Here is a 21,974-nt window from a genome sequence, read left to right on the forward strand (position 1 = left end):
CTAGCAAAGGACACACCATGGACGCACTGTCTCTGCTTCGCCAAGGCCCGGTGGTACCGGTTATCGTGGTCAACGACGCCGCCGTAGCGGTAGACCTGGCGCACGCGCTGGTTGCCGGCGGCATCCGCACCCTGGAAATCACGCTGCGCACCAAGGCCGCGCTGGCTGCCATGCGCCGCATCCGCGACGAAGTACCCGACGCGCTGGTGGGCGCCGGTACCGTGCGTACCCGTGCCCATCTGGAAGCGGCGCTGGACGCCGGTGCCCAGTTCGGCATCAGCCCGGGCCTGACCGCCGAGCTGGCTGCTGCTGCCCGCGCCTCGGGCGTGCCCTTCATCCCCGGCATCGCCACCCCGTCCGAAGCCATGCACGCGCAAGACGAGGGTTTCAATATCCTGAAGCTGTTCCCGGCCGAGGCCGTGGGCGGCGTGAAGCTGCTGAAATCGCTGGCCGGCCCGTTGCCGGAGCTGCGTTTCTGCCCCACCGGCGGTATCGACGTGAACAGCGCGCCAAGCTACCTGGCGCTGCCTAATGTGCTGGCCGTGGGTGGCAGCTGGCTGACCCCGGACGACGCCATCGCGGCGCAGGACTGGGACCGTATCACTGCACTGGCCCGTGCGGCCAGCGCGCTGGCGGTACGCTAGGCATAGCCAGGCGCTGCTGCACTGTGGCCGGAGCTGCCTGGGGGTAGCCTGTGGCGGCCAATGTGCAGGGCACATCGCCTGTTTGTGTCCGCTTGCCCCGTGATTCCTGTTGGCTGTAGCGACATGGCTTACAGGCTTTGAAGTTCGTTTTGTTGCATTCTCTTCTGGCTCTGCCGACTCTCCCCGGCAGAGCCTTTTTTTATCTGTTTGACGTAGCGTGGTACTGAAACGGCGGCAGAGCAGCTAACATGCAGCATTATCTTTCCTGTACGGCAAGGGCTGGGCATGGCGATCTTGGTAACCGGCGGTGCCGGCTTTATTGGTGGCAACTTTGTGCTGGACTGGTTGGCCGCACACGATGAAACCGTGGTCAATCTGGACAAGCTGACTTACGCCGGTAATCTGCAGACGCTGGCCAGCCTGCAGGGCAACCCGCGGCACGTATTTGTGCAGGGTGATATCGGCGACCGCGAGCTGGTGGCCGGTTTGCTGGCGCAATACCAGCCGCGTGCCGTGCTGAACTTTGCCGCCGAAAGCCACGTGGATCGTTCCATTCATGGCCCGGGTGATTTCATCCACACCAATGTGCTGGGCACGTTCAACTTGCTGGAATCGGTACGCGCCTACTGGGGTGAACTGCCAGCTGCGGAAAAGCAGGCGTTCCGTTTCCTGCACGTGTCCACCGACGAGGTGTACGGTACGCTGTCGCCGCAAGACCCGCCGTTTGCCGAACACAACCGCTACGAGCCCAACAGCCCTTATTCGGCCAGCAAGGCAGCCAGCGACCATCTGGTACGCGCCTGGCACCATACCTACGGCCTGCCGGTGCTGACCACCAATTGCAGCAACAACTACGGCCCTTATCACTTTCCCGAAAAACTGATTCCGCTGGTCATCCTCAATGCCCTGGCCGGCAAGCCGCTGCCTATCTACGGCGACGGCCAGCAGGTGCGCGACTGGCTGTACGTGAAGGACCACTGCAGCGCCATCCGCCGCGTGCTGGCAGCAGGCAAACTGGGCGAAACCTATAACGTGGGTGGCTGGAACGAAAAAACCAACCTGGGCGTGGTACGCAGCATTTGTGGCCTGCTGGACGAGCTGCGCCCGCGCACCGACGGCCAGCCCTACGCCAGCCAGATTACCTATGTGCAAGACCGCCCCGGTCACGATCGCCGCTACGCCATCGACGCCCGCAAACTGGAGCGCGAGCTGGGCTGGCTGCCGGCAGAAACTTTCGATAGCGGCATCCGCAAGACGGTGCAGTGGTATCTGGACAATCAGCACTGGGTGGCCGGCGTGACCAGCGGCAGCTACCGCGACTGGCTGAGCCAGCAGTACGGCGCCTAAGCATGACAACACGCATCCTGATTACCGGCAGTAGCGGCCAGGTAGGCTTCGAGCTGAAGCGGGCGCTGGCGCTGCAAGGCGAGCTGATCTGCCCGCCACGGCAGGCGTTTGACCTTGCACAGCCTGCCAGCCTGGCCGCTGCGTTAGATAGCTGGCAGCCCGACATCATCGTCAACCCGGCGGCCTACACGGCTGTAGATCGGGCAGAAGACGAGCCGGCGCTGGCGCAGGCCATCAATGCCGACGCGGTGGCGGTGATGGCGCAGTGGGCGGCGGCGCACCACGCGTTGCTGCTGCATTACTCCACCGATTACGTGTTTGACGGTGATAAAACGGGTGCCTGGCGCGAAGACGATGCGGCCAAGCCGCAGTCGGTGTACGGCAGCAGCAAATGGCAGGGCGAGCAGGCGGTGCGTGCCAGCGGCTGCCGCCATTTCATCCTGCGTACCTCGTGGGTGGCCGGTATCTATGGCCAGAACTTCCTGAAGACCATGCTGCGCCTGGCTGCGAGCCGCGACAGCCTGTCGGTGGTGGCCGACCAGTTCGGTGCGCCCACGCCAGCCAGCCTGCTGGCCGACGTGGCGGCCAACCTGGTGCAGCGTACCCGCAGTACACAGGGTCAGCCTTACGGCACCTACCACGTGGCGGCACAAGGGCGCACCAGCTGGCACGAGTACGCCAGCTATGTGATCGCGCTGGCACGTGAGGCCGGCTGGCCACTACAGTTGGCCGCGGCACCACAGGCCATCCCCGGCAGTGCCTACCCGCAAAAGGCCCGCCGCCCAGCCAATTCGCAGCTGGATTGCAGCAAGCTGATGCAGGCTTTTGACCTGCAATTGCCGCACTGGCAGCCGGCGGTGAAACAGATCTTCGATACGCTGGATAATCTCAAATGAGCACAAAAGCACGCAAAGGCATCATCCTGGCCGGTGGTTCCGGCACCCGGTTGTACCCGGCTACCTTGGCGGTGAGCAAGCAGCTACTGCCGATCTACGACAAGCCGATGATCTATTACCCGCTCAGCACGCTGATGCTGGCGGGTATCCGCGAGATTCTGGTCATTTCCACGCCGCAGGACACACCGCGTTTCCAGCAGCTGCTGGGTGACGGCAGCCAGTGGGGCATCCGCCTTGAGTACACCGTGCAGCCTAGCCCGGATGGCCTGGCGCAGGCATTTATCCTGGGCGAGTCGTTTCTGGATGGCGCGCCGTCGGCGCTGGTGCTGGGGGACAATATTTTTTATGGGAATGATTTCCAGAAGCTGCTGCGCCGCGCCAGCAGCCAGACCCACGGCGCCACCGTGTTTGCCTACCATGTCAACGACCCGGAACGTTACGGCGTGGTGGCCTTCGATAGCGATGGTCACGCCGTGAGCATCGAGGAAAAACCAGTGCAACCGAAGTCGAACTACGCGGTTACCGGTCTGTATTTTTACGATGAGCAGGTAGTGGATATTGCCAAGTCCATCAAACCCTCGCACCGTGGCGAGCTGGAAATCACCGATGTCAATGCCACCTACCTGCAGCAGGGCAAGCTGGATGTGCAGACCATGGGCCGTGGCTATGCCTGGCTGGATACCGGTACCCACGAGTCCATGCTGGAAGCCAGCCAGTTCATCGCCACGGTGGAAAATCGCCAGGGCCTGAAAGTGGCGTGTCTGGAAGAAATCGCCTTCGCGGCCGGCTGGATCGATGCGACCCAGGTTGAAAGGTTGGCCGCACCGCTCAAGAAGAACGCCTACGGCCAGTATTTGCTGGGCATGCTGCGTCAGGTGCAACGTTAAGCGGTTTTACCTACTTATTAGGCTGCGGCGAAAGTCGCAGCCTGTTTCCTCGGTTGTCATATGAACATCATCGATACCATTATTCCCGACGTCAAAATCATTGAACCCAAGGTCTTTGGCGATGAGCGTGGCTATTTCTACGAAAGCTTCAGCCAGCGTCTGTTCGACGAAGCAGTAGGGCATCACGTTGACTTCGTACAGGACAACCACAGCCGTTCGGCGCGCGGTGTGCTGCGCGGCCTGCATTACCAGCTGCCCCCGTTTGCGCAGGGCAAGCTGGTGCGTTGCACTGTGGGCGAGGTGTTTGATGTGGCGGTGGATATCCGCCGCAGTTCGCCCACCTTCGGCCACTGGCTAGGCGTACACCTGTCGGCCGAAAACAAGCGCCAGCTGTGGATTCCTGCGGGGTTTGCCCACGGTTTTGTCACCCTTAGCGAACACGCCGAGTTTCTGTACAAGACCACGCAGTACTACGCGCCCAGCCACGACCGCGGTATCTTGTGGAATGATCCGGCCATTGGTATTGCCTGGCCGGATGCCGGCGCGCTGCAGCTATCCGGCAAAGACCAGATACAGCCTTTACTGGCAGCGGCCGAGCTGTTTGATTAAGCGCGGCTAAATAGCGCGCCTGCTCCTGCGCTGCCCGGTTTTGCTCGCGGTGCCGCTGCAAATCCTCCTCATGGTGACCGTTTGGCGCTATCGTTACGCCTTGCATTGCTCTCGCAAGGATTTTCCATGAAGCTTCTGATTGCCGAAGACGACGCCGTGCTGGCCGACGCGCTGTTGACGCGGCTGGACCGGCTGGGCTTTAGCACCACCCACGCTGCCGATGGCCTGCTGGCGCAGCAGCTGTTGCTGGCCGAGGCGTTTGACGCCGTGATTCTGGATATCGGCCTGCCCGGCCTGGACGGCTTGCAGGTATTGCGTAATGTGCGTGTGCATAAACCGGCCTTGCCCATTCTCATTCTCACCGCGCTGGACAGCATGGAAGACCGTGTGGCCGGGCTGGACGCAGGGGCTGATGATTATCTGGTCAAGCCGTTCGAGTTTCCCGAGCTGGAAGCACGCATCCGCGCCTTGCTGCGCCGCCACCGTGTGGTGGAGGCCGTACGCGACGAGCTGTATTTTGCCGGCCTGCGCCTGGACCGTGCCGGCCAGCGCGTCTGGGCCGGCGAGCAGGCGCTGGACTTGTCGGCGCGCGAGCTGCAGCTGATGGACATCCTGATGACCAACGGCGAGCGGGTGGTGACCAAAGAGCAGATTGCCGGCGAGTTGGCCGCAGACGGCGAAGAGGTCGGCGTGAACGCGGTAGAAGTCTACGTGCACCGCCTGCGCAAAAAGCTGGATGGTTGCGGTGTGGGTATCCGGGCGGTACGCGGCCTGGGTTATCTGCTGGCGGCCACCGACGACGCCTGACCCTGGCTGCGGCCAACCCTGGAGCTGCCATGTCCCGCCCCCGCGAGCTTTCCCTGCGCCGCCAGCTACTGATGTGGCTACTGCTGCCCCAGCTGGTCTTGTGGCTGTCGGCCGCATTTCTGGCCTACAACATGGCGCTGGTGTACACCAGTGAAGTCATCGATCGTACGCTGGCCAAGTCCAGCAGCGCACTGGCGCGCCAGGTCAAACCGTTTGGTGGCGGTTTCTATGTGGATTTCCCGCGCGCGGCGCGCGATATTCTGGAGCAAGACCCGGATGACCGCGTGCACTATATGGTGAGCTCGCCACCCGAGGCGTTCTTGCTGGGCGAGCCTGCCATGCCGCGCCCGCCTGCTGGTGTGGCTGCTAAAGCTGGAGACAGCTTTTTTTACAACGCCCGCATGAAAGGCATGGAGGTGCGCGTTGCGGCGCAGTACTTGCTGGCCGGTACCGAAGAGCGGCCGCAGCTGATGCTGGTACAGGTTGCCAAAAGCCGTGCACTGAATGCCGAGCTGGCGCGCAAGATTCTGGTAGACATGGGTCTGCCACTATTGGGCCTGATGCTGCTGACCAGCGTGCTGGTATGGGGTGGCATCAGCCGTGGCCTGTCACCGCTACGCAGCCTGCGTCGCCGCGTGGAAGACTGCAGCGCCCGTGACCTGGCCCCCATCGAGATAGAAAACGCCCCCAACGAAGTGCGTTCGCTGACTACCGCCATCAACAGCCTGCTGGACGAGGTGCACGGCCAGGTAGCACAGCAGCGGCGCTTTATTGCTGATGCCGCGCACCAGCTGCGCACGCCGCTGGCGGGCCTGAAGTCGCAAACCGAGCTGGTGCGTGCCGAGCTGCGCGAGGCTCAGCCAGATCTGCCACTGCTGAGCCGCCAGCTGGCGCAGGTAGAAACCAGCGTGGCGCGCTCCATCCGGCTGGTAAACCAGCTATTGGCGCTGGCACGCGCCGAGCCCGAGGCGGGTCTGACGCTGCAAACGCTGGATTTGGCCCAGTTGGTGCGCGAGGTGACGACAGAGGCGGTACCCCGCGCGCTGAGCGCCCGGATCGACCTGGGTCTGGAAGCCGAAGCAGGCAGCATGATGATCCGCGGTCATGCCGGTTTGCTGCGCGAGCTGCTGGCCAACCTGCTGGATAACGCCGTGCAGTACACCGGCCCCGGTGGCGAGGTAACGGTGTTGCTGCAGCGTCGTGGCCACAGTGTGTACCTGGCGGTGCAAGATAATGGCCCCGGCATCCCCCTGGCCGAGCGCGAACGCGTGTTCGAGCGCTTCTATCGTGGCAGTGCCGAGGGCAAGGGCAAGGGTTGCGGCCTGGGCCTGGCCATCGTGCAGGAGATTGCGCGCCGTCACGGCAGTCAGCTTCTGCTAGGCGATACGCCCGGTGGCGGGCTGAGTGCCAGCCTGCAGCTGGCGCTTGTGCCGGCCTAGCGGCGATGGCGCGGTGCCTGGTCTGCACTGTAGTCGTGTAGTTGACACACTAGATGTCCCCCTTATGGTGCGCTGCAATAGCTGCGCCATGCCCCGTATCTGCTTGATTTGCCTGAATGTCATGCTGCCCTGCGTACCGGCCTGGTGCAAAACTTACATCTTTCGCACTCAAAACTTACACAATACTTACGGCTTGCGGCTATAGTTCAGCCAACTGCCAAGGCGCTGAGGAGAACAGCGCCTGCGGTTAAGCCAATAATCCGCCGCCAGGCATGGCCGGCAAGGCGGAAAGACGCATCACAATCATGGAGATGAACATGAAGCTGAAAAGCCTGACCCTGGCCGTAATGGCCGCTACCCTGTTGCCCGCTGCTGCTTTTGCCGGTGATGTGGAAGTACTGCACTGGTGGACTTCCGGTGGCGAAGCCAAATCGGCTGCCGAGCTGAAAAAAATGATGACCGCCAAAGGTCACGCCTGGAAAGATTTCGCTGTCGCCGGTGGTGGTGGTGACAACGCCATGACCGCACTGAAAACCCGCGTGGTATCCGGCAACCCGCCAACCGCCGCCCAGATCAAGGGCCCGGCCATCCAGGAATGGGGTGCTGAAGGCGTGCTGGCTGACATCGATGCTGTGGCTAAAGCCGGCAACTGGGACAAGCAGCTGCCAGTGGTAGTCAGCAATGTGATGAAGTACAAAGGCAAATACGTCGCCGCTCCGGTCAACGTACACCGTGTGAACTGGCTGTGGGTGAACCCGGAAGCCTTCAAGAAAGCCGGTGCGACCGTACCGAAAACCTGGCCGGAATTCTTTGCAGCTGCCGACAAGCTGCAAAAAGCCGGTATCCAGCCGGTGGCCCATGGCGGCCAACCTTGGCAGGACGCCACCCTGTTTGAATCGGTAGCCCTGGGTGTGGGTGGTGCCGATTACTACAACAAGGCTTTTGTCAAACTGGACAAAGCCACGCTGGCCGGCCCGACTACCGTGAAGGTGTTCGAGACCATGGCCAAGATCAAGACCTATATCGATAAAGGTGCTGCCGGCCGCGACTGGAACCTGGCGACTGCCATGGTGATCAACGGCAAGGCCGGTATGCAGTTCATGGGTGACTGGGCCAAAGGCGAATTCACCGCCGCCGGCAAAGTACCGGGCAAAGACTTCATCTGTACCGATGCCCCGGGTACCCAGAACGCCTTTACCTTCAACATCGACTCCATGGCCATGTTCCAGCAGAAATCGCCTGCTGCGGTGAAAGCCCAGGCTGACCTGGCTGCCACCATCATGAGCCCGGCCTTCCAGGAAGTGTTCAACCTGAACAAGGGTTCCATCCCGGCCCGCCTGGATACCCCGATGGGCAAGTTTGACGACTGCGCCAAGAAGTCCAGCTTCGACATGAACGCGGCAGCCAAGAGCAACAAGCTGGTACCAAGCTTTGCGCACAAGATGGCCATGCCTTCCGCTACCGAAGGTGCCATGGTGGACGTGATCTCGCAGTTCATGAACTCGAGCATGACCCCGGCGCAAGCTACCGAGCGTCTGGCCAAGGCCGGCGCCGTACGCTAAGCACCGCCGCCCTGCTGCCAGCAGCAGGGCGGTTGCCTGATGTTGCGCACAGGCCGGCGTGCCCGGCCTGTTCCTGCCCCCCTATCCGTCTAGCCACCATGCTGCGCCCCGCGGCAGGGTAGCTTGCGGCCAACTGCCGGGCAGAGCGCGTGTTTACCGACCGAGACAGCAAGGAATACACATGTCTGCCTCCCCCTCTCAAGGCCGCCTCAGCGCACTGGCCGACCGCTGGCTACCCAAGCTGGTGCTGTCGCCTACGCTGGCCGCCAGCCTGATCTTCGTCTACGGCTTCATTGCCTGGACGGGGTGGCTATCTTTTACCGAATCCCGCCTGATGCCGCGTTACGACTGGGCAGGCCTGCTGCAATACCAAGCCTTGTTTGAAAACGAGCGCTGGTGGACCGCTGCGGCCAACCTGGGCATTTTTGGCAGCCTGTTCATTCTGTTCTGTCTGCTGGTGGGCCTGCTGATGGCCGTGCTGCTGGACCAGAAAATCCGCGCCGAAGGTGCGTTGCGCACCATCTACCTGTACCCGATGGCATTGTCCTTCGTGGTAACGGGTACCGCGTGGAAATGGATGCTGAACCCGGACATGGGCCTGCAAAAGGTGATGAACGACCTGGGTTTTGCCAACTTTACTTTCGACTGGCTGGTGAACCCGGACATGTCCATCTACACCGTGGTGATTGCCGGTGTGTGGCAAAGCTCGGGCTTCGTGATGGCGCTGTTCCTGGCCGGCCTGCGCGGCATTGACGATTCCATCATCAAGGCTGCCCAGGTAGACGGCGCCAGCCTGCCTACCATCTATCGCCGTATCCTGATCCCCAGCCTGCGCCCGGTGTTCTTCAGCGTGCTGCTGATCCTGTCGCACATTGCCATCAAGAGCTTCGACCTGGTGATGGCGCTGACCGGCGGCGGCCCCGGTACCTCGTCCGACGTACCCGCCATCTTCATGTACCAGTTTGCCTTTACCCGTGGCCAGCTGGGCCAGGGTGCCGCTTCGGCCATGATGATGCTGTTCACCATCGTCGCCGTCCTCGTCCCGCTGATGTATATGGAAACAAGGAGTGCCAAACGTGTTTAATTCTGCAAAAAACACGGCTGTGCAGCCCGATAGCGGCGTTGCGCGCTGCTCGGGGTCTCGCCGTACTCCATGTACTGTCTCGACCCCTGCGCTGCGGGCGCCTGGCTCTCGAACCGCACAGGCCGGTTTTGTCCTGTTACCCAACCTCACCGTTGGCCGCGCGCTGGTGTACGCCGCGCTGCTCCTGATGGCCATTTACTACCTGCTGCCGCTGTACGTGATGCTGACCACCTCGTTCAAGAGCCTGGACGACATCCGCGCCGGCAATATGCTGTCGCTGCCGCAAGCCTGGCAGGGCGGGGCGTGGGTGAAAGCCTGGGCCGAGGCTTGCACCGGGGTGGAATGCAACGGCATGCAGGGCTTCTTCTGGAACTCCATCAAGATGACGCTGCCGGCCGTCGCCATCTCCACCATCCTGGGGGCGGTAAACGGCTACGTGGTATCGATGTGGCGTTTCCGTGGCTCCGACGCGCTGTTCACCATGCTGCTGGTGGGCTGCTTCATCCCGTTCCAGGTGGTACTGCTGCCGATGGCGCAGGTGCTGGGCATGCTGGGTATCGCCAATACCACCACCGGCCTGGTGCTGGTGCACGTGGTGTACGGCACCGCGTTTACCACGCTGTTCTTCCGTAACTTTTACATCACCGTACCGGACGAGCTGGTGAAAGCCGCCCGTATCGACGGCGCCGGCTTCTGGACGATTTTCCTGCGCATCCTGTTGCCGATCTCCGGCCCGATCTTCGTGGTGTGCATCATCTGGCAGTTCACCCAGATCTGGAACGACTTCCTGTTCGGCGTGGTATTCGCCAGCGGCGAAGCCCAGCCCATTACGGTGGCGCTGAACAACCTGGTGAACACCTCTACCGGGGTGAAGGAATACAACGTGGACATGGCCGCAGCCATTATTGCTGCGCTGCCGACTCTGTTTGTTTACATGGTTGCTGGCCGCTACTTCGTGCGTGGCCTGACAGCCGGTGCTGTGAAAGGTTAATGCGATGGCCGCTCTTTCCATCAACAATGTGTACAAGACTTACGCCAACGGCACCGACGTGCTCAAGGGCATCGATATCGCCATCGAAGATGGCCAGTTCCTGATTCTGGTGGGCCCATCCGGCTGCGGTAAATCCACGCTGCTGAACATGATTGCCGGCCTGGACGACATCAGCAGTGGCGACATCGAAATCGGTGGCAAACGTGTGAATGACCTGTCGCCCAAAGACCGCGACATCGCCATGGTGTTCCAGAGCTACGCGCTGTACCCGTCGATGACCGTGCGCCAGAACATCAGCTTTGGCCTGGAAATCCGCAAGGTAGCGCAGGCCGAGATCGACGCCACGGTAAACCGCGTGGCCGAGATGCTGCAGATCACCCACCTGCTGGACCGCAAGCCGGGGCAGATGTCCGGCGGCCAGCGTCAGCGCGTGGCCATGGGCCGTGCGCTGGCCCGCAACCCGTCCATCTTCCTGTTTGACGAGCCGCTGTCCAACCTGGACGCCAAGCTGCGCGTGGAGATGCGCACCGAAATCAAGCTGATGCACCAGCGCCTGAAGTCCACCATCGTGTACGTGACCCACGACCAGATCGAGGCCATGACGCTGGGTGACAAGATCGCGGTGATGAAGGACGGCATCGTGCAGCAGTTCGGCAGCCCGCAAGACATCTACGACAACCCGGCCAACCTGTTTGTGGCCAGCTTCATCGGCTCGCCGTCGATGAACTTCATCCCGGCTACCGTAGTGCAAACCGGCAGCGATATCGGCGTGAAGATCTGCGACGACAAAGGCTGTGTGGTGCTGCCGCTGCCGCACGACAAGGCCAAGCTGGCCAGTTTTGTTGGCCAGGAAGTGATCTTCGGCATTCGCCCGGAACAGATCACCGATGCGCGTACCGCGTACCGCGAAGGTCTGCCGGTGATGAGCTGCCACATCGACGTGATCGAGCCTACCGGCCCGGACACCCTGGTATTCGTATCGCTGAACAACACCAAGGTGTGCTGCCGTACCCACCCCACCGAAGCCAAACACCCGGGGCACAGTATGGAGCTGGTGTTCGACGTGTCCAAGGCGGTGCTGTTCGACCCGAAAACCGAAGCCCGGATCGTGTAACGGCGGCGCTGGCCCTGCACAGGTTGGCCGCAGCAGGCCATGGCACTGCGTAAACAAAATCCCATCTATCCCGCTGTCAGCGGGAGCGACTCTCCTTTGGCGGCCTGCGGGCCGCTTTTTCTTTGCCAGGCAGCGTAGTGTGGCGACTGGAAATCGGTGAAACGTGGTGCTCGACAGCCGATTTCGAATTTCCTGCGGTTTAAAAGCGAGCAGCTGAATAATCTGCAAAAGTCGCGCCGTCACAAGACCGACTTTGCAATAAGTCACCGTATAGCCGGTGCTAAGCTTTCTGCAGTAATTCAGCTGCGAGGCCCGCCATGCTTTACGACATCAGCCCCGCCCTGACTACCGGCATGCCGGTATGGCCGGGCGACACCCCATACCAGTCCAGCCCCAACTGGGTGCTCGAAGGTGGCTGCCCGGTCAATGTGGCTTGCCTGACGCTTTCGCCCCATAGCGGCGCCCACGCCGATGCACCGCTGCATTACCAGGCCGAAGGGGCCCCGATTGGCGCGGTAGCGCTCACCCCCTATCTCGGCCCCTGTCGCGTGGTGCACTGCCTGGCACCGGGGCGCTTGCTGACGCTGGCGCAACTGCAGGCGGCACTGGCACTAGCCGGTAGTGGCCCGCTGCCGCAACGCGTGCTGCTACGCATGTACTCCCGTTTTCCACACCACACCTGGGACCCACACTTTCCCGGTATCGATCCCGCCGTCATCGACTGGCTGGGCGAGCAGGGCATGCTGCTGATCGGCGTCGACACCGCCTCGCTAGACCCGGCCGACAGCAAGGATATGCATGCCCACCTAGCGGTGGCGCGCCAAGGCATGGCGATTCTGGAAAACCTGGTGCTGGACGATGTCCCTCCGGGTGATTACGAGCTGATCGCCTTGCCGCTGAAGCTGATGAGCACCGACGCCAGTCCGGTGCGCGCCGTCCTTCGCAGCCTGGCATAGCGGCCCACTCCATAGCGCACTCCCGGCGCAGCGTTCTGCACGCTGTGCTGGATTCGTGTGCCTGCGCTCAGGCGGCAGGCACTTCCACAGGCCTGACAGCGGCTGCACAGACAGCACGGGGCTGGACACATCTGGAGTATTACGGAGCACAACATGAGTAAAAGTTTTCAGAAAATAAAAGACCGGGAGCAGGGGCTGCAGCGCCGTCTGAGCTCGGGGCAGATGAGCATGATCGCCATTGGCGGTGCCATCGGTACTGGCCTGTTTCTGGGTAGCAAGTTTGCTATCGGTTTTGCCGGCCCCAGCGTGCTGCTTAGCTACGCGATTGGCGGGCTGATTACCCTGTTGCTGATGGGTTGCCTGGCGGAGATGACGGTAGCGCACGCTACCTCGGGCTCGTTTGGTGCGTACGCTGAGCATTACATCAGCCCGCTCGCGGGCTTTCTGGTGCGTTATGCCTATTGGTCGGCCATTGTACTGGCGGTGGGTACCGAGGTAACCGCCATTGCCGACTATATGGCTTACTGGTTTCCGGCGGTGCCATCATGGTGGTGGATATCGCTGTTTTCCGGGCTGTTGATCCTGGTAAATGCCAGCAGCGTCAAGGCTTTTGGCGCGGTAGAGTACGGCTTTTCCAGTATCAAGATTGCCGCGATCCTGGGGTTTATCCTGCTGGGTAGCGTGGTGGTGTGGGGGGGCAACCGGCCCGAGTTCGGCGTGCATCTGTATACCGCCGGCAGTGGTTTCCTGCCGCATGGCTGGTGGGGGATGTGGGTGGCGGTGATCATTTCCATCTTCAGCTATTTAAGTGTGGAAATGATTGCGGTGGCTGCCGGCGAGGCTGAAGACCCCGAGCGGGCAGTCAAGCAGGCTTTCCGCGCCACCATTGTGCGTTTGCTGGTGTTTTATCTGCTATCGCTGGCGCTGATTCTGGCCATTGTGCCGTGGGAGCGGATAGGCGAGGGTAGCAGCCCCTTTGTAACCGTCATGCAGGTGCTGGGCATTCCCTACGCGGCCGACATTTTGAATTTTGTGGTTATCGTGGCGGCGCTATCTGCCATGAACAGCCAGCTTTACATTACCACGCGCATGATGTTTAGCCTGGCACGGGGTGGTGATGCACCGAAGATGCTAGGCCAGGTCAACAGCAAAGGCGTGCCGCTGAACGCACTGATGCTGTCGTCCATCGGTATTGCCGTGGCCACTTTGCTGTACGTGCTCTATCCGCAAGATGCCTTCATCCTGATGATTTCCCTGTCGATGTTTGGCGCCATGTTTACGTGGATGATGATCTTTCTTACCCACCTGTTCTTCCGCCGCAAATACGAGGCCGCGGGCAACCCGCCACTGGCCTTCCGCATGAAATTCTATCCGTTTGTCAGCCTGCTGGGTTTGGTACTGATGCTGGCCACCATGGTGACCACGCTGTTTACCGATGAATTCAACATGACGTTGAAATTCGGCCTGCCGTTTCTGCTGGTGCTGGTATTCCTGTATAAATTCGTGCGCCCGCCGCATGCTACCTACGACGATGCGATGTAGCACGATACAAGTTTTTTGTGTCGAAAGTCTTGCCCTTTTGAAGCGGGGGGCGGGCCATTGACCACCCCCCGATTACTCGGGGGTTTATTTTTTTTCAGGCCGCAAATCTGCTCGGCTGCTGCCAAGCGGCCCTGATGATGACACTGTTGGCCGCTCGGTACGGCAAACCGGGCCGGGTCGGGAAGGCCTTGGCCGATGGCAGGGGAAAGCAATAGTCCGCTTGCGCGGTGACTGTCCGCGATGCCTGTTGCGCCATGATGGCCACGGCCCGGGCAGCTTTCTTTGGCCACTGGCGTAACTGGCTGGACAGCTACCATGCCAGCCGCTTACGATGGCTTATCCCCTGTGTCGGGGGAGCGTCGCTCGGACGGTTCCGGGCGCTTACGTTGAAAGGTTTCCCATGTCGTCTACCGGCAAGCGCCGCTTTGCGCGCATCGATCGTCTCCCTCCTTACGTTTTCAACATCACCGCCGAACGCAAAATGGCCGCCCGCCGCCGTGGCGACGATATCGTCGACATGAGCATGGGCAACCCGGACGGGGCCACGCCGCCGCATATCGTGGCCAAGCTCACCGAAGCCGCGCAACGGCCCGATACCCACGGTTATTCGGCGTCCAAGGGCATTCCGCGCCTGCGCCGCGCCATTGCGCGCTGGTACCAGCAGCGCTACGCGGTGGATATCGACCCGGATAGCGAGGCCATCGTCACCATCGGCTCCAAAGAAGGCCTGGCGCACCTGATGCTGGCCACGCTGGATCGTGGCGACACCGTGCTGGTGCCGGACCCGAGCTACCCCATCCACATTTACGGCGCGGTGATCGCCGGTGCCGACATCCGCAGCGTGCCGATGGCGCCGGACGTGGACTTCTTTGCCGAGCTGGAAAAAACCATTCGCGGCAGCTACCCCAAGCCCAAGATGATCGTCATCGGCTTTCCGTCCAACCCCACCGCGCAGTGCGTGGAGCTGGACTTCTTCGAGCGCGTGATCGCGCTGGCCAAGAAGCACGACATCTTCGTGGTTCACGACCTGGCGTACGCCGACATCGTGTTCGACGGCTGGAAAGCGCCGTCCATCATGCAGGTGCCGGGCGCCAAGGACATTGCGGTGGAGTTTTTCACCCTGTCCAAGAGCTACAACATGGCCGGCTGGCGTATCGGCTTCATGGTGGGCAACCCCGACCTGGTGGCCGCGCTGGCACGCATCAAGAGCTACCACGACTACGGCACCTTCACCCCGCTGCAGATTGCCGCCATCGCCGCGCTGGAAGGCGACCAGCAATGCGTGCGCGACATTGCCGCCACCTACCAGAAGCGCCGCGACGTGCTGTACAAGGGGCTGATGGAGGCGGGCTGGCAGGTGGACCTGCCCAAGGCATCGATGTATATCTGGGCGCGCATCCCCGCGCACTACCGCGCGCTGGGCTCGCTGGCGTTTGCCAACCTGCTGCTGGACAAGGCCAAGGTGTCGGTGTCGCCGGGCGTGGGCTTTGGCGACTACGGCGACGAGTACGTGCGCTTTGCACTGATCGAGAACGAAAGCCGCATCCGCCAGGCTATCCGCGGCATCAAGACCATGTTCCGTGCCGACGGGCTGCTGCCGCCGGCTTGACCGAGTGCGTGCCCGGCCGCGTCCGGGTGAGAGCAGCAGGCAAAACGTCACCTATAGGTAAATGCCAGTCAGTTTGTGCTGACTGGCATTTCTTACTGTTCGATTATTGTGGTGGTGAATGCTGTTGTGTCCGCTACGCGGACGATGTTTCGATGCCGGTTCCGCCCGTGACCGAGCGAGGCAAGCGCAGCGTCGCGAGGGAATAGGACGAGAAAGGGGGCGGATTGCCGCCCCCTTTTCTATCGCTGAGCGAATCAAAGATTCGCACGCAGACCCCGCAACCCGGGGCTGCTCGAAACCCCGTTCAAAATGGCACACCCCAGGCGCCGCCGAACTCGCATCGCTGAGCAAATCAAAGATTTGCACGCAGATCGCTAACGGCTCGGGGCTCAAACAAATCGGCGTCTTGCGCGTGCGAATCTTCGATTCGCTCAGCACAACCCTGGGGCGCACCATTTTGACCGGCTCGCGCCAACGGGATGGGGCGCTTCACTCATGCCCTCCTATCTGATAGCCATCTACATTCGCCTCACCGCACGGTATTAGCCCTTCTGGGCGGCGTTGTCACGTGCGGCCAACGTTGGCCGCAGGGCTAGCCCTGGCGGTCGGCCGGGTGGTTGACGCCGTCGTTTACCGGGATATTGCCCAGCAGATAGGGGTTGACGCCGTCCAGGCAGCCGACGTTGTAGCCGTATTCGTCCGGGTGCGAGCGGCGCTGGTGGTGGGTGTAGATGCCGCATACCGAGCAGAAGTAGTGTTTGGCGGTGTGGGTGTTGAACTGGTACAGCTGCAGCAGCTCGGCACCTTGCTCGATGCGGATACCGTCCAGCTTCACCGACGCCACGATGGCGCCTTTGCGGCGGCAGATCGAGCAATCGCAGCGGCGCGGGCGGTCTATGCCGTTGGGTAGCGTTAGCGCCAGCACCACGCCGCCGCAGTGGCAGCGTGCGGTATGCACCGGCTGGATCAGGGTGTCGCCTACTTGCTTGATCATGGGGTGTGCTCCGGCAGCGAAAGCACCAGTATCGGCTGCGGCCAACGCTTTGTCATGCGCCCGGCGGCCAAGGTTGGCCGCCAGCTCAGAACAGCTGCGGCTGGGTGTCGCCAAAGCGGCTGCGTTGCTCGTGCGCCAGCAGCCAGGCCTTGCGCTGCAGGCCGCCGCCGTAGCCGGTAAGGCTGCCGTCTTTGCCGATGACGCGGTGGCAGGGCACGATAATGGCGACGCGGTTGGCACCGTTGGCACCGGCCACGGCGCGGATGGCGGCCGGTTTGCCCAGGTGGTCGGCCTGCTGCTGGTAGCTGGTGGTATCGCCGTAGGGAATGTTTTGCAGCGCTTGCCACACCTGCTGCTGGAAGGCCGTGCCGGGCAGGTGTAGCGCTACGTCGAAGCGCTGGCGGCTGCCGGCAAAATACTCGCCGATTTCGCGCTCGGCCTGGCGCGTGTGCTCGTTCTCGCCGGCCAGAATGCGGCAGCCCAGCAGCCGTTGCAGGTCGGCAAACTCGCGTTCGTTACGCTGGCTGACGGCAAACTCCAGCAGGCAGACGCCCTGTTCGCTGGCGCAGACGAACATCGGCCCCAGCGGGCTGTGAAACCGGTGTAACAGCAGGGCAGGTGGGGTCATGGTGTGGCAGTCTGAGTCGGGCAGGCGGCCAGTGTAACGCAGTGGCCGCCTGCTGTAGCCTGCCGTTTTGGCGGGCGTTTACTTCAGCCGGCGCGGGTTGCTGTTGCCCCATACCGTGTACAGGTCGGCCAGCAGTGCGCCGTTGATGTCTTCCATTTCGGTTTGGGTAATGTCAGCGTTGCCCTGCTTGCCGAACAGCACCACTTCGTCACCCGGTTTCACGCCGGGGATGTCGGTGACGTCCACCATGGTGGTGTTCATCGACACCTTGCCCACCACCGGCGCGCGCTGGCCGTTGACCAACACATAACCCTTGTTGGTGAATACGCGGCGGTAGCCGTCGGAATAGCCCAGTGGCAGGTTGGCCAGCAGGCTGTCACGCTTGAGGGTGTAGGTGCGGTCGTAGCCCACGGTATTGCCGGCCGGGTAGGCGTTGACGGCGGCAACACGAGTCTTGAATGCCATCACGCGGCGGTATTCGGTGTAGCTGGGGATGGTGTCACCGTAGATCAGGCCGCCGGGGCGCACCATGTCGAGGTGGCTTTCCGGTACTTCCAGCGTGGCGAACGAGTTGGCCGCGTGCAGCGTCAGCTTGCTGCGGTCCAGGCCGGCGGTATCGATCAGCCACTGGCTTTGTTCCTTGAATGCGGCCAAGCCTTTGCGTACGTCGTCGGCGTCCTCCACGGCAAAGTGGGTCATGATGCCTACCAGTTTCAGGCCGGGCTGTTTCACCAGCGCCAGCGCGTCCTGACGGCCCTGTTCTGTGCCCATTTCCAGCCCGTTGCGGCTCATGCCCGACGAGTTCAGGCCCAGGTGGATGCGCAGGGTGCGGCCTTGTTGTTGCGCCAGTTGGCCGGCGGCGCGGGCGTGCGCCAGGTTGCCTACCAGCTCTTCCATGTTGTAACGCAGTGCGCCACGGATTTCGGCCAGCGTGGCGGTGCGCACGCGCATCAGGCGGCCTTTGAAGCCTTTTTCGCGTACCACGCGGGCTTCTTCGTTGCTGGCAACGCCGATACAGGGTACGCCGGTGGCGATGATGGACGGTACCAGCAGCGCGATGCCGTGGCCGTAGGCATCGGCTTTCATCACGGCGCAGATTTGCGACTTGCCCGCCAGGCGGGTTTGCAGCTGGCGGATATTGTGTTCGAAGGCGGCCTTGTCGATTTCCACCCAGGCGTTGCTGGCGGGGGCCGCGGCTTCACTGCGTGCCGGGGCCGCGGCGTCCAGTAGCGGGGCGGACAGGGCGGGCTGGCTGCCCAGCAGGGTGGCCAGGCTCAGGGCGAGCAGAGTACGGTGAAACGGCATGTTTTCTCCTTTGTGGCGTCGCCGGCGCTTGTTTTGTGTGCGGCTGTCACAGCACTGTCATATTGGCGAGTTGCCATGCTATGCCATTTATGTTTGATGTGTGCATTATTGATGCGACATGGATTTATAGAAAATGACAGGTTTTGTGTCTGTACGTATACCGTTCCGATACAAACTGACAGCATTTGGCGGCACTGCCTGCGCTAGCCTTGTGCTGCCGGTACACGGTGTGCCGGTATGGCCAGGAGGTGCACGCTATGAGTATTTCAGGCATTTCTGCAGCCGGCTCTACCATCTACGGCGGTGTCAGTGCCGTGGGCAGCGGGGCGGGCAAAATTGCGTCGGGGGTGAGTGATATCGCCAGCGGCGTGGTCTCGGTAGCCACTGGCGTTGCCAGCGGTGTGGAAGAAGCTGGCGATGCGGTAATGGAAGGTATTTCTCTCGGTGGTGAGGCCATTGCCAAAGCAATAGGCGGCACTATCGACACACTGGTGTAAGGCGCGGGCCGGGCCCGAGCCTGCCCGGCCCGTGGTAGTAGAGCAGCAGGCTGTGCTGAGTTGTTATGTACTTGGGCCGGTATGGGCCCGGCAGCAAAGGATGGGGCGGGCCCGGATAGGCACTGGCCATGTTCACGACATTTTTTGCCGCCGCGAAAATACCGGCTGTTTTTTTATCGATCCTTGCCTAAGCTCACTCTATGCGCCAGCGCACACGACAAGGAGACCGACTATGCAAGTGGCAGAGCTATTCGACAAAGCATCCGGCAAATTACCGATGGTGCCCAAGGTGGTCCAGGAGCTGATTGCCAGCTTCAACGACAAAAACATCAATATGGACGACGTGGCCAACAAGGTGGCGCACGACCAGGTACTGAGCGCGCGCGTACTGCGCCTGGCCAATACCGCGCGTTTTGGTGGCAGCCGCAAGATCGGCTCGCTGGAAGACGCGGTGGTGATGCTGGGGTTCGATAACCTGCGCGTGCTGGTGATTGCTTCCGGTGTCAGCGGTGCCACGGCCAATATCCCCGGTTTCGACATGAAAAGCTTCTGGGGGCGCAGCTTCGAGATGGCCAATACCAGCAAGGCGCTGGCCAAACTGGCGGGGCTGGACACCCAACTGGGCTATACCTGCGGCCTGATGTCCAATATCGGCGAGCTGGTACTGCACGTGGCCGAGCCGGAAAAAGCGGTGCAGATCGACCGCGTGGTGGATGGCGGGGCCGACCGCCTGGCTACCGAGCGCATGGTGCTGGGCATGGACCTGACCGAAGTGGGCGCCGAGCTGGCGCGGCGCTGGAATTTCCCCGACGCCATCCAGGACGCCATCCGCAACCAGCACAATCTGGTGCCGCCGGCCGACGCGTCGCCGTATGCGCTGCTGATCGGCCTGGCGTCGTATATTGTGGCGGGTTTCAATCGTGGCATGAGCGAGCAGGACATGCTGGAAACGGTACCGCAGCGCGTGGTGTCGGCGCTGAATATCAGTGCCGAGCTGCTGGAGGGGGCGATTGGCCACCTGAAAGAGATGAGTACCCAGATCGACAGCCTGTTGTAGGTGTTGTCTGGCAGTACAAAGCACAAGGCCCCGCGCTGCGGGGCCTTGTGCTTTAGCGGCCTCAGGCCGGCTGTTCGGCAGCGTCTGCCGGCGGGGTCTTGCGCGAGATCACCGAGACAAAGCGGCATTCCAGCTCTTGCATCAGCTCGTCGATGCGGATGATCTGCAGCTGGATGCGGTCGCCGTTTTCCAGCTCTGGCAGGCCAGGGATGCGCAGGCGTACCGGTACGCCGTCGATGCGCACCAGGTCTTCCTTGATGAACGTCGCTGTCGGCTCGCTGATGCCTTCCTGGCTGAACCAGCGCAGGCACCAGAAGTACTCCATCTTGTCCTGGAAGCCCAGGTAGGCGCTGTAGGCGGCGTCGAAGTCGCGCAGCAGGGCAAACAGCATGGCGTCGCCTTGCGGGTACTGCGGCTCGTCGCCACGGATCATCGCCACCAGCTGGCGCTGGTTCACAAAGTCGGATGCGCGGCGCAGCGGCGAGGTGCTCCACGCGTACTGCGCTACGCCCAGGCCGATGTGCGGCTCGGGGCGGGTGGTCATGCGCACCTTGCCCATGCTTTGCGCACGGTACATGGCCGGGATGTCGGCCTCGGCCAGCATGCGGCCCCACTCGCTGTTGGCCAGGATCATCAGCTCGGAAACCAGCTTGTCCATGGGCGAGCCGCGCTTGCGGATGGTGATGCGCACCTTGCCGTCTTCCACGGCAAAGTTGTAGTCCACCTGCGGCGGGCGGTTCGGGTCCGGCGTCTTGCCGCGGAAGGCTTCGCGGGCGTTGGCAAACTGCCACAGCCAGACCAGCTCGCGCTTGAAGGCGTAGTCGGGGCCAAAGCCGGGTGCGGCCAACGTTTCTTCGTTGAATACCTGTTCCAGCTGGTCGTGGCGCAGGTTGGCCGCAATGTGTACGCGCTCCACGCGGTTTTCAAAGTCCACCAGCTCGAACGAGGGGGTCACGTCCACGTACAGGCTCAGTGCCGGGCACGCCTGGCCTTCCTGCAGGGTGAACTGTGCTACCACGTCGTCCGGCAGCATGGTGATCTTGTTGCCGGGGAAATACACGGTAGACAAGCGCTGGTGCACGATTTTTTCCAGGTCGCTGTCCGGCGCAATACCCAGCGTGGGGGCGGCAATGTGGATGCCGACGCGGATATGGCCGTTGGCCAGCCACTGTACCGACAGCGCATCGTCGATCTCGGTGGTGGCGGCATCGTCGATGGAGAACGCCTGCACCTCGGCCAGCGGCAGCTCGTCCGGCAGGGTGGCCGGCGCGTACTGGCCAAAGCCCAGGCCTTTGGGAAAGTGCTCCATCTGGAAGCCGGCCATCATGTAGTCCGGCACCGACGGAATGCCGCCTACCTTGTCGGCCAGGCGCAGCGGCGGCAGGCTGGTGGCGCGGCTGGCCTGGTCGAAGGCCTTGAATTCCAGCGTGTTCTTGTCCGGGCGGTACAAAATGGCCATCAAGTGGCTGCGGATGGCGTCCGGCAGGGTGCCGGCGGCCAGCTGCACGGCCCAGGCGTCGATCTGCTCTTGTTCGCGCTTCTTGCGCTCGATGCCGGCCAGTGCGGCTTTCAGGGTTTCTTCCGGTGCCGCCTTGAAGCGGCCCTTGGCCTTTTTGTAGAAGTACATCGGCGCGGCGTACAGGCGCAGCAGGATGGCTGCGTTTTCCAGCGCGCTGGGTGCGTGGCCAAAGTAGTCGGCGGCCAGTACTTCAAAGCCGAATTCGTCGTCGCCGCAGCATTCCCACAGGAAGTCCACGTCAATATCGGCAGCAATCGCCTCGGCGGCGGGCAGAAAGTCTGGCAGCGCGCTGCCGAACTCCAGAAACACGTTGGCCGCTTTCAGTTTGGTGCGCTTGCCGTGCTGGGTGTCGATTTGCAGACTGGCGTCAGCGCGGGACACCACGCTGCCTACCTTGAAGCTGCCGCTTTCTTCGTAAAAGACGTTCATACTGCCTCTGGCGGGACCTAGTCTGCCCCGTGCTATGAATGAAACGGAAGATTATAGC

General features: G+C 62.1%; 20 protein-coding genes. 16 read left to right on the forward strand and 4 right to left on the reverse strand.

The genetic code is table 11. The features are described from left to right. Positions 1-17 precede the first annotated feature (17 nt). The 14 genes from eda (at position 18) to alaC (ending at position 15,487) form a co-directional block, all read left to right on the forward strand. Positions 18-644, forward strand: coding sequence for a bifunctional 4-hydroxy-2-oxoglutarate aldolase/2-dehydro-3-deoxy-phosphogluconate aldolase (gene eda / locus PQU95_RS03345; protein ID WP_272750683.1), 627 nt, complete (start codon positions 18-20; stop codon positions 642-644). A gap of 285 nt (positions 645-929) precedes the next feature. Then, positions 930-1,991, forward strand: coding sequence for a dTDP-glucose 4,6-dehydratase (rfbB, locus tag PQU95_RS03350; protein ID WP_272750684.1), 1,062 nt, complete (start codon positions 930-932; stop codon positions 1,989-1,991). Positions 1,992-1,993: 2 nt separating this feature from the next. Next, positions 1,994-2,887 (forward strand): dTDP-4-dehydrorhamnose reductase, encoded by an 894-nt coding sequence (rfbD, locus tag PQU95_RS03355; protein WP_272750685.1) that lies wholly within the window; start codon positions 1,994-1,996, stop codon positions 2,885-2,887. Then, the gene (rfbA, locus tag PQU95_RS03360; RefSeq protein ID WP_272750686.1) at positions 2,884-3,774 is read left to right on the forward strand and encodes a glucose-1-phosphate thymidylyltransferase RfbA; all 891 of its coding nucleotides are present in this window, start codon (positions 2,884-2,886) and stop codon (positions 3,772-3,774) included. Before rfbD ends, rfbA begins: the two co-directional genes overlap by 4 nt. A 60-nt stretch (positions 3,775-3,834) precedes the next feature. Then, positions 3,835-4,383 carry a dTDP-4-dehydrorhamnose 3,5-epimerase gene (gene rfbC / locus PQU95_RS03365; RefSeq protein WP_272750687.1) on the forward strand — a complete coding sequence of 183 codons (549 nt, stop codon included), beginning with the start codon at positions 3,835-3,837 and terminating at the stop codon, positions 4,381-4,383. A 126-nt stretch (positions 4,384-4,509) separates the two neighbouring features. After that, positions 4,510-5,190 carry a response regulator transcription factor gene (locus PQU95_RS03370; RefSeq protein ID WP_272750688.1) on the forward strand — a complete coding sequence of 227 codons (681 nt, stop codon included), beginning with the start codon at positions 4,510-4,512 and terminating at the stop codon, positions 5,188-5,190. 29 nt (positions 5,191-5,219) lie between these two features. Next, positions 5,220-6,629, forward strand: coding sequence for a sensor histidine kinase (locus PQU95_RS03375; RefSeq protein ID WP_272750689.1), 1,410 nt, complete (start codon positions 5,220-5,222; stop codon positions 6,627-6,629). Between the two features lie 317 nt (positions 6,630-6,946). Beyond that, complete coding sequence (locus PQU95_RS03380) at positions 6,947-8,191, forward strand: ABC transporter substrate-binding protein (protein ID WP_272750690.1); 1,245 nt, start codon at positions 6,947-6,949, stop codon at positions 8,189-8,191. Between the two features lie 181 nt (positions 8,192-8,372). Then, positions 8,373-9,275, forward strand: coding sequence for a carbohydrate ABC transporter permease (locus PQU95_RS03385; protein WP_147688193.1), 903 nt, complete (start codon positions 8,373-8,375; stop codon positions 9,273-9,275). Next, positions 9,268-10,266, forward strand: a complete 999-nt coding sequence (locus PQU95_RS03390) for a carbohydrate ABC transporter permease (RefSeq protein ID WP_272750691.1) — start codon at positions 9,268-9,270, stop codon at positions 10,264-10,266. The genes PQU95_RS03385 and PQU95_RS03390 overlap by 8 nt, the downstream gene beginning before the upstream one ends. Positions 10,267-10,270: 4 nt before the next feature. After that, positions 10,271-11,380, forward strand: a complete 1,110-nt coding sequence (locus PQU95_RS03395; RefSeq protein WP_272750692.1) for an ABC transporter ATP-binding protein — start codon at positions 10,271-10,273, stop codon at positions 11,378-11,380. 317 nt (positions 11,381-11,697) lie between these two features. Further along, positions 11,698-12,336, forward strand: coding sequence for an arylformamidase (gene kynB, locus PQU95_RS03400; protein WP_272750693.1), 639 nt, complete (start codon positions 11,698-11,700; stop codon positions 12,334-12,336). 153 nt (positions 12,337-12,489) lie between these two features. Beyond that, positions 12,490-13,878, forward strand: coding sequence for an amino acid permease (locus PQU95_RS03405; RefSeq protein ID WP_272750694.1), 1,389 nt, complete (start codon positions 12,490-12,492; stop codon positions 13,876-13,878). Positions 13,879-14,278: 400 nt separating this feature from the next. Beyond that, a complete protein-coding gene (alaC, locus tag PQU95_RS03410; RefSeq protein ID WP_272750695.1) occupies positions 14,279-15,487 on the forward strand; it encodes an alanine transaminase in 1,209 nt (402 codons plus the stop codon). 592 nt (positions 15,488-16,079) lie between these two features. Here alaC and PQU95_RS03415 read toward each other — a convergent pair. The 3 genes from PQU95_RS03415 to alr all read right to left on the reverse strand — a co-directional run bounded on the left by PQU95_RS03415 (position 16,080) and on the right by alr (position 18,414). After that, positions 16,080-16,481, reverse strand: coding sequence for a GFA family protein (locus tag PQU95_RS03415; RefSeq protein ID WP_272750696.1), 402 nt, complete (start codon positions 16,479-16,481; stop codon positions 16,080-16,082). 85 nt (positions 16,482-16,566) lie between these two features. Continuing rightward, positions 16,567-17,109: a methylated-DNA--[protein]-cysteine S-methyltransferase gene (locus PQU95_RS03420; RefSeq protein WP_272750697.1), complete on the reverse strand. Its 543-nt coding sequence runs from the start codon at positions 17,107-17,109 to the stop codon at positions 16,567-16,569. Positions 17,110-17,187: 78 nt separating this feature from the next. After that, a complete protein-coding gene (alr, locus tag PQU95_RS03425; protein ID WP_272750698.1) occupies positions 17,188-18,414 on the reverse strand; it encodes an alanine racemase in 1,227 nt (408 codons plus the stop codon). Between the two features lie 257 nt (positions 18,415-18,671). On the opposite strand from alr, the gene PQU95_RS03430 reads away from it, so the two are divergent. Together PQU95_RS03430 and PQU95_RS03435 are read left to right on the forward strand one after the other, a co-directional pair. Then, on the forward strand, positions 18,672-18,911 hold the full coding sequence (locus PQU95_RS03430; protein ID WP_272750699.1) for a hypothetical protein: 240 nt from the start codon (positions 18,672-18,674) through the stop codon (positions 18,909-18,911). 232 nt (positions 18,912-19,143) lie between these two features. After that, positions 19,144-19,968 carry an HDOD domain-containing protein gene (locus PQU95_RS03435; RefSeq protein WP_272750700.1) on the forward strand — a complete coding sequence of 275 codons (825 nt, stop codon included), beginning with the start codon at positions 19,144-19,146 and terminating at the stop codon, positions 19,966-19,968. 61 nt (positions 19,969-20,029) lie between these two features. Here PQU95_RS03435 and PQU95_RS03440 read toward each other — a convergent pair whose 3' ends face one another. Continuing rightward, entirely contained in the window at positions 20,030-21,916 is a 1,887-nt protein-coding gene (locus tag PQU95_RS03440) for a ribonuclease catalytic domain-containing protein (RefSeq protein ID WP_272750701.1), read from the reverse strand. Positions 21,917-21,974 lie beyond the last annotated feature (58 nt).

The sequence above is a fragment of the Vogesella aquatica genome, assembly GCF_028548455.1.
Taxonomy (GTDB): Bacteria; Pseudomonadota; Gammaproteobacteria; order Burkholderiales; family Chromobacteriaceae; genus Vogesella; species Vogesella aquatica.

Excerpts from the sequence above, each read along its gene's own strand:
- eda (WP_272750683.1), top strand. The coding sequence starts at position 18 with ATGGACGCACTGTCTCTGCTTCGCCAAGGCCCGGTGGTACCGGTTATC.
- rfbB (WP_272750684.1), top strand. The coding sequence starts at position 930 with ATGGCGATCTTGGTAACCGGCGGTGCCGGCTTTATTGGTGGCAACTTT.
- rfbD (WP_272750685.1), top strand. The coding sequence starts at position 1,994 with ATGACAACACGCATCCTGATTACCGGCAGTAGCGGCCAGGTAGGCTTC.
- rfbA (WP_272750686.1), top strand. The coding sequence starts at position 2,884 with ATGAGCACAAAAGCACGCAAAGGCATCATCCTGGCCGGTGGTTCCGGC.
- rfbC (WP_272750687.1), top strand. The coding sequence starts at position 3,835 with ATGAACATCATCGATACCATTATTCCCGACGTCAAAATCATTGAACCC.
- PQU95_RS03370 (WP_272750688.1), top strand. The coding sequence starts at position 4,510 with ATGAAGCTTCTGATTGCCGAAGACGACGCCGTGCTGGCCGACGCGCTG.
- PQU95_RS03375 (WP_272750689.1), top strand. The coding sequence starts at position 5,220 with ATGTCCCGCCCCCGCGAGCTTTCCCTGCGCCGCCAGCTACTGATGTGG.
- PQU95_RS03380 (WP_272750690.1), top strand. The coding sequence starts at position 6,947 with ATGAAGCTGAAAAGCCTGACCCTGGCCGTAATGGCCGCTACCCTGTTG.
- PQU95_RS03385 (WP_147688193.1), top strand. The coding sequence starts at position 8,373 with ATGTCTGCCTCCCCCTCTCAAGGCCGCCTCAGCGCACTGGCCGACCGC.
- PQU95_RS03395 (WP_272750692.1), top strand. The coding sequence starts at position 10,271 with ATGGCCGCTCTTTCCATCAACAATGTGTACAAGACTTACGCCAACGGC.
- kynB (WP_272750693.1), top strand. The coding sequence starts at position 11,698 with ATGCTTTACGACATCAGCCCCGCCCTGACTACCGGCATGCCGGTATGG.
- PQU95_RS03405 (WP_272750694.1), top strand. The coding sequence starts at position 12,490 with ATGAGTAAAAGTTTTCAGAAAATAAAAGACCGGGAGCAGGGGCTGCAG.
- alaC (WP_272750695.1), top strand. The coding sequence starts at position 14,279 with ATGTCGTCTACCGGCAAGCGCCGCTTTGCGCGCATCGATCGTCTCCCT.
- PQU95_RS03415 (WP_272750696.1), bottom strand. The coding sequence starts at position 16,481 with ATGATCAAGCAAGTAGGCGACACCCTGATCCAGCCGGTGCATACCGCA.
- PQU95_RS03420 (WP_272750697.1), bottom strand. The coding sequence starts at position 17,109 with ATGACCCCACCTGCCCTGCTGTTACACCGGTTTCACAGCCCGCTGGGG.
- alr (WP_272750698.1), bottom strand. The coding sequence starts at position 18,414 with ATGCCGTTTCACCGTACTCTGCTCGCCCTGAGCCTGGCCACCCTGCTG.
- PQU95_RS03430 (WP_272750699.1), top strand. The coding sequence starts at position 18,672 with ATGAGTATTTCAGGCATTTCTGCAGCCGGCTCTACCATCTACGGCGGT.
- PQU95_RS03435 (WP_272750700.1), top strand. The coding sequence starts at position 19,144 with ATGCAAGTGGCAGAGCTATTCGACAAAGCATCCGGCAAATTACCGATG.
- PQU95_RS03440 (WP_272750701.1), bottom strand. The coding sequence starts at position 21,916 with ATGAACGTCTTTTACGAAGAAAGCGGCAGCTTCAAGGTAGGCAGCGTG.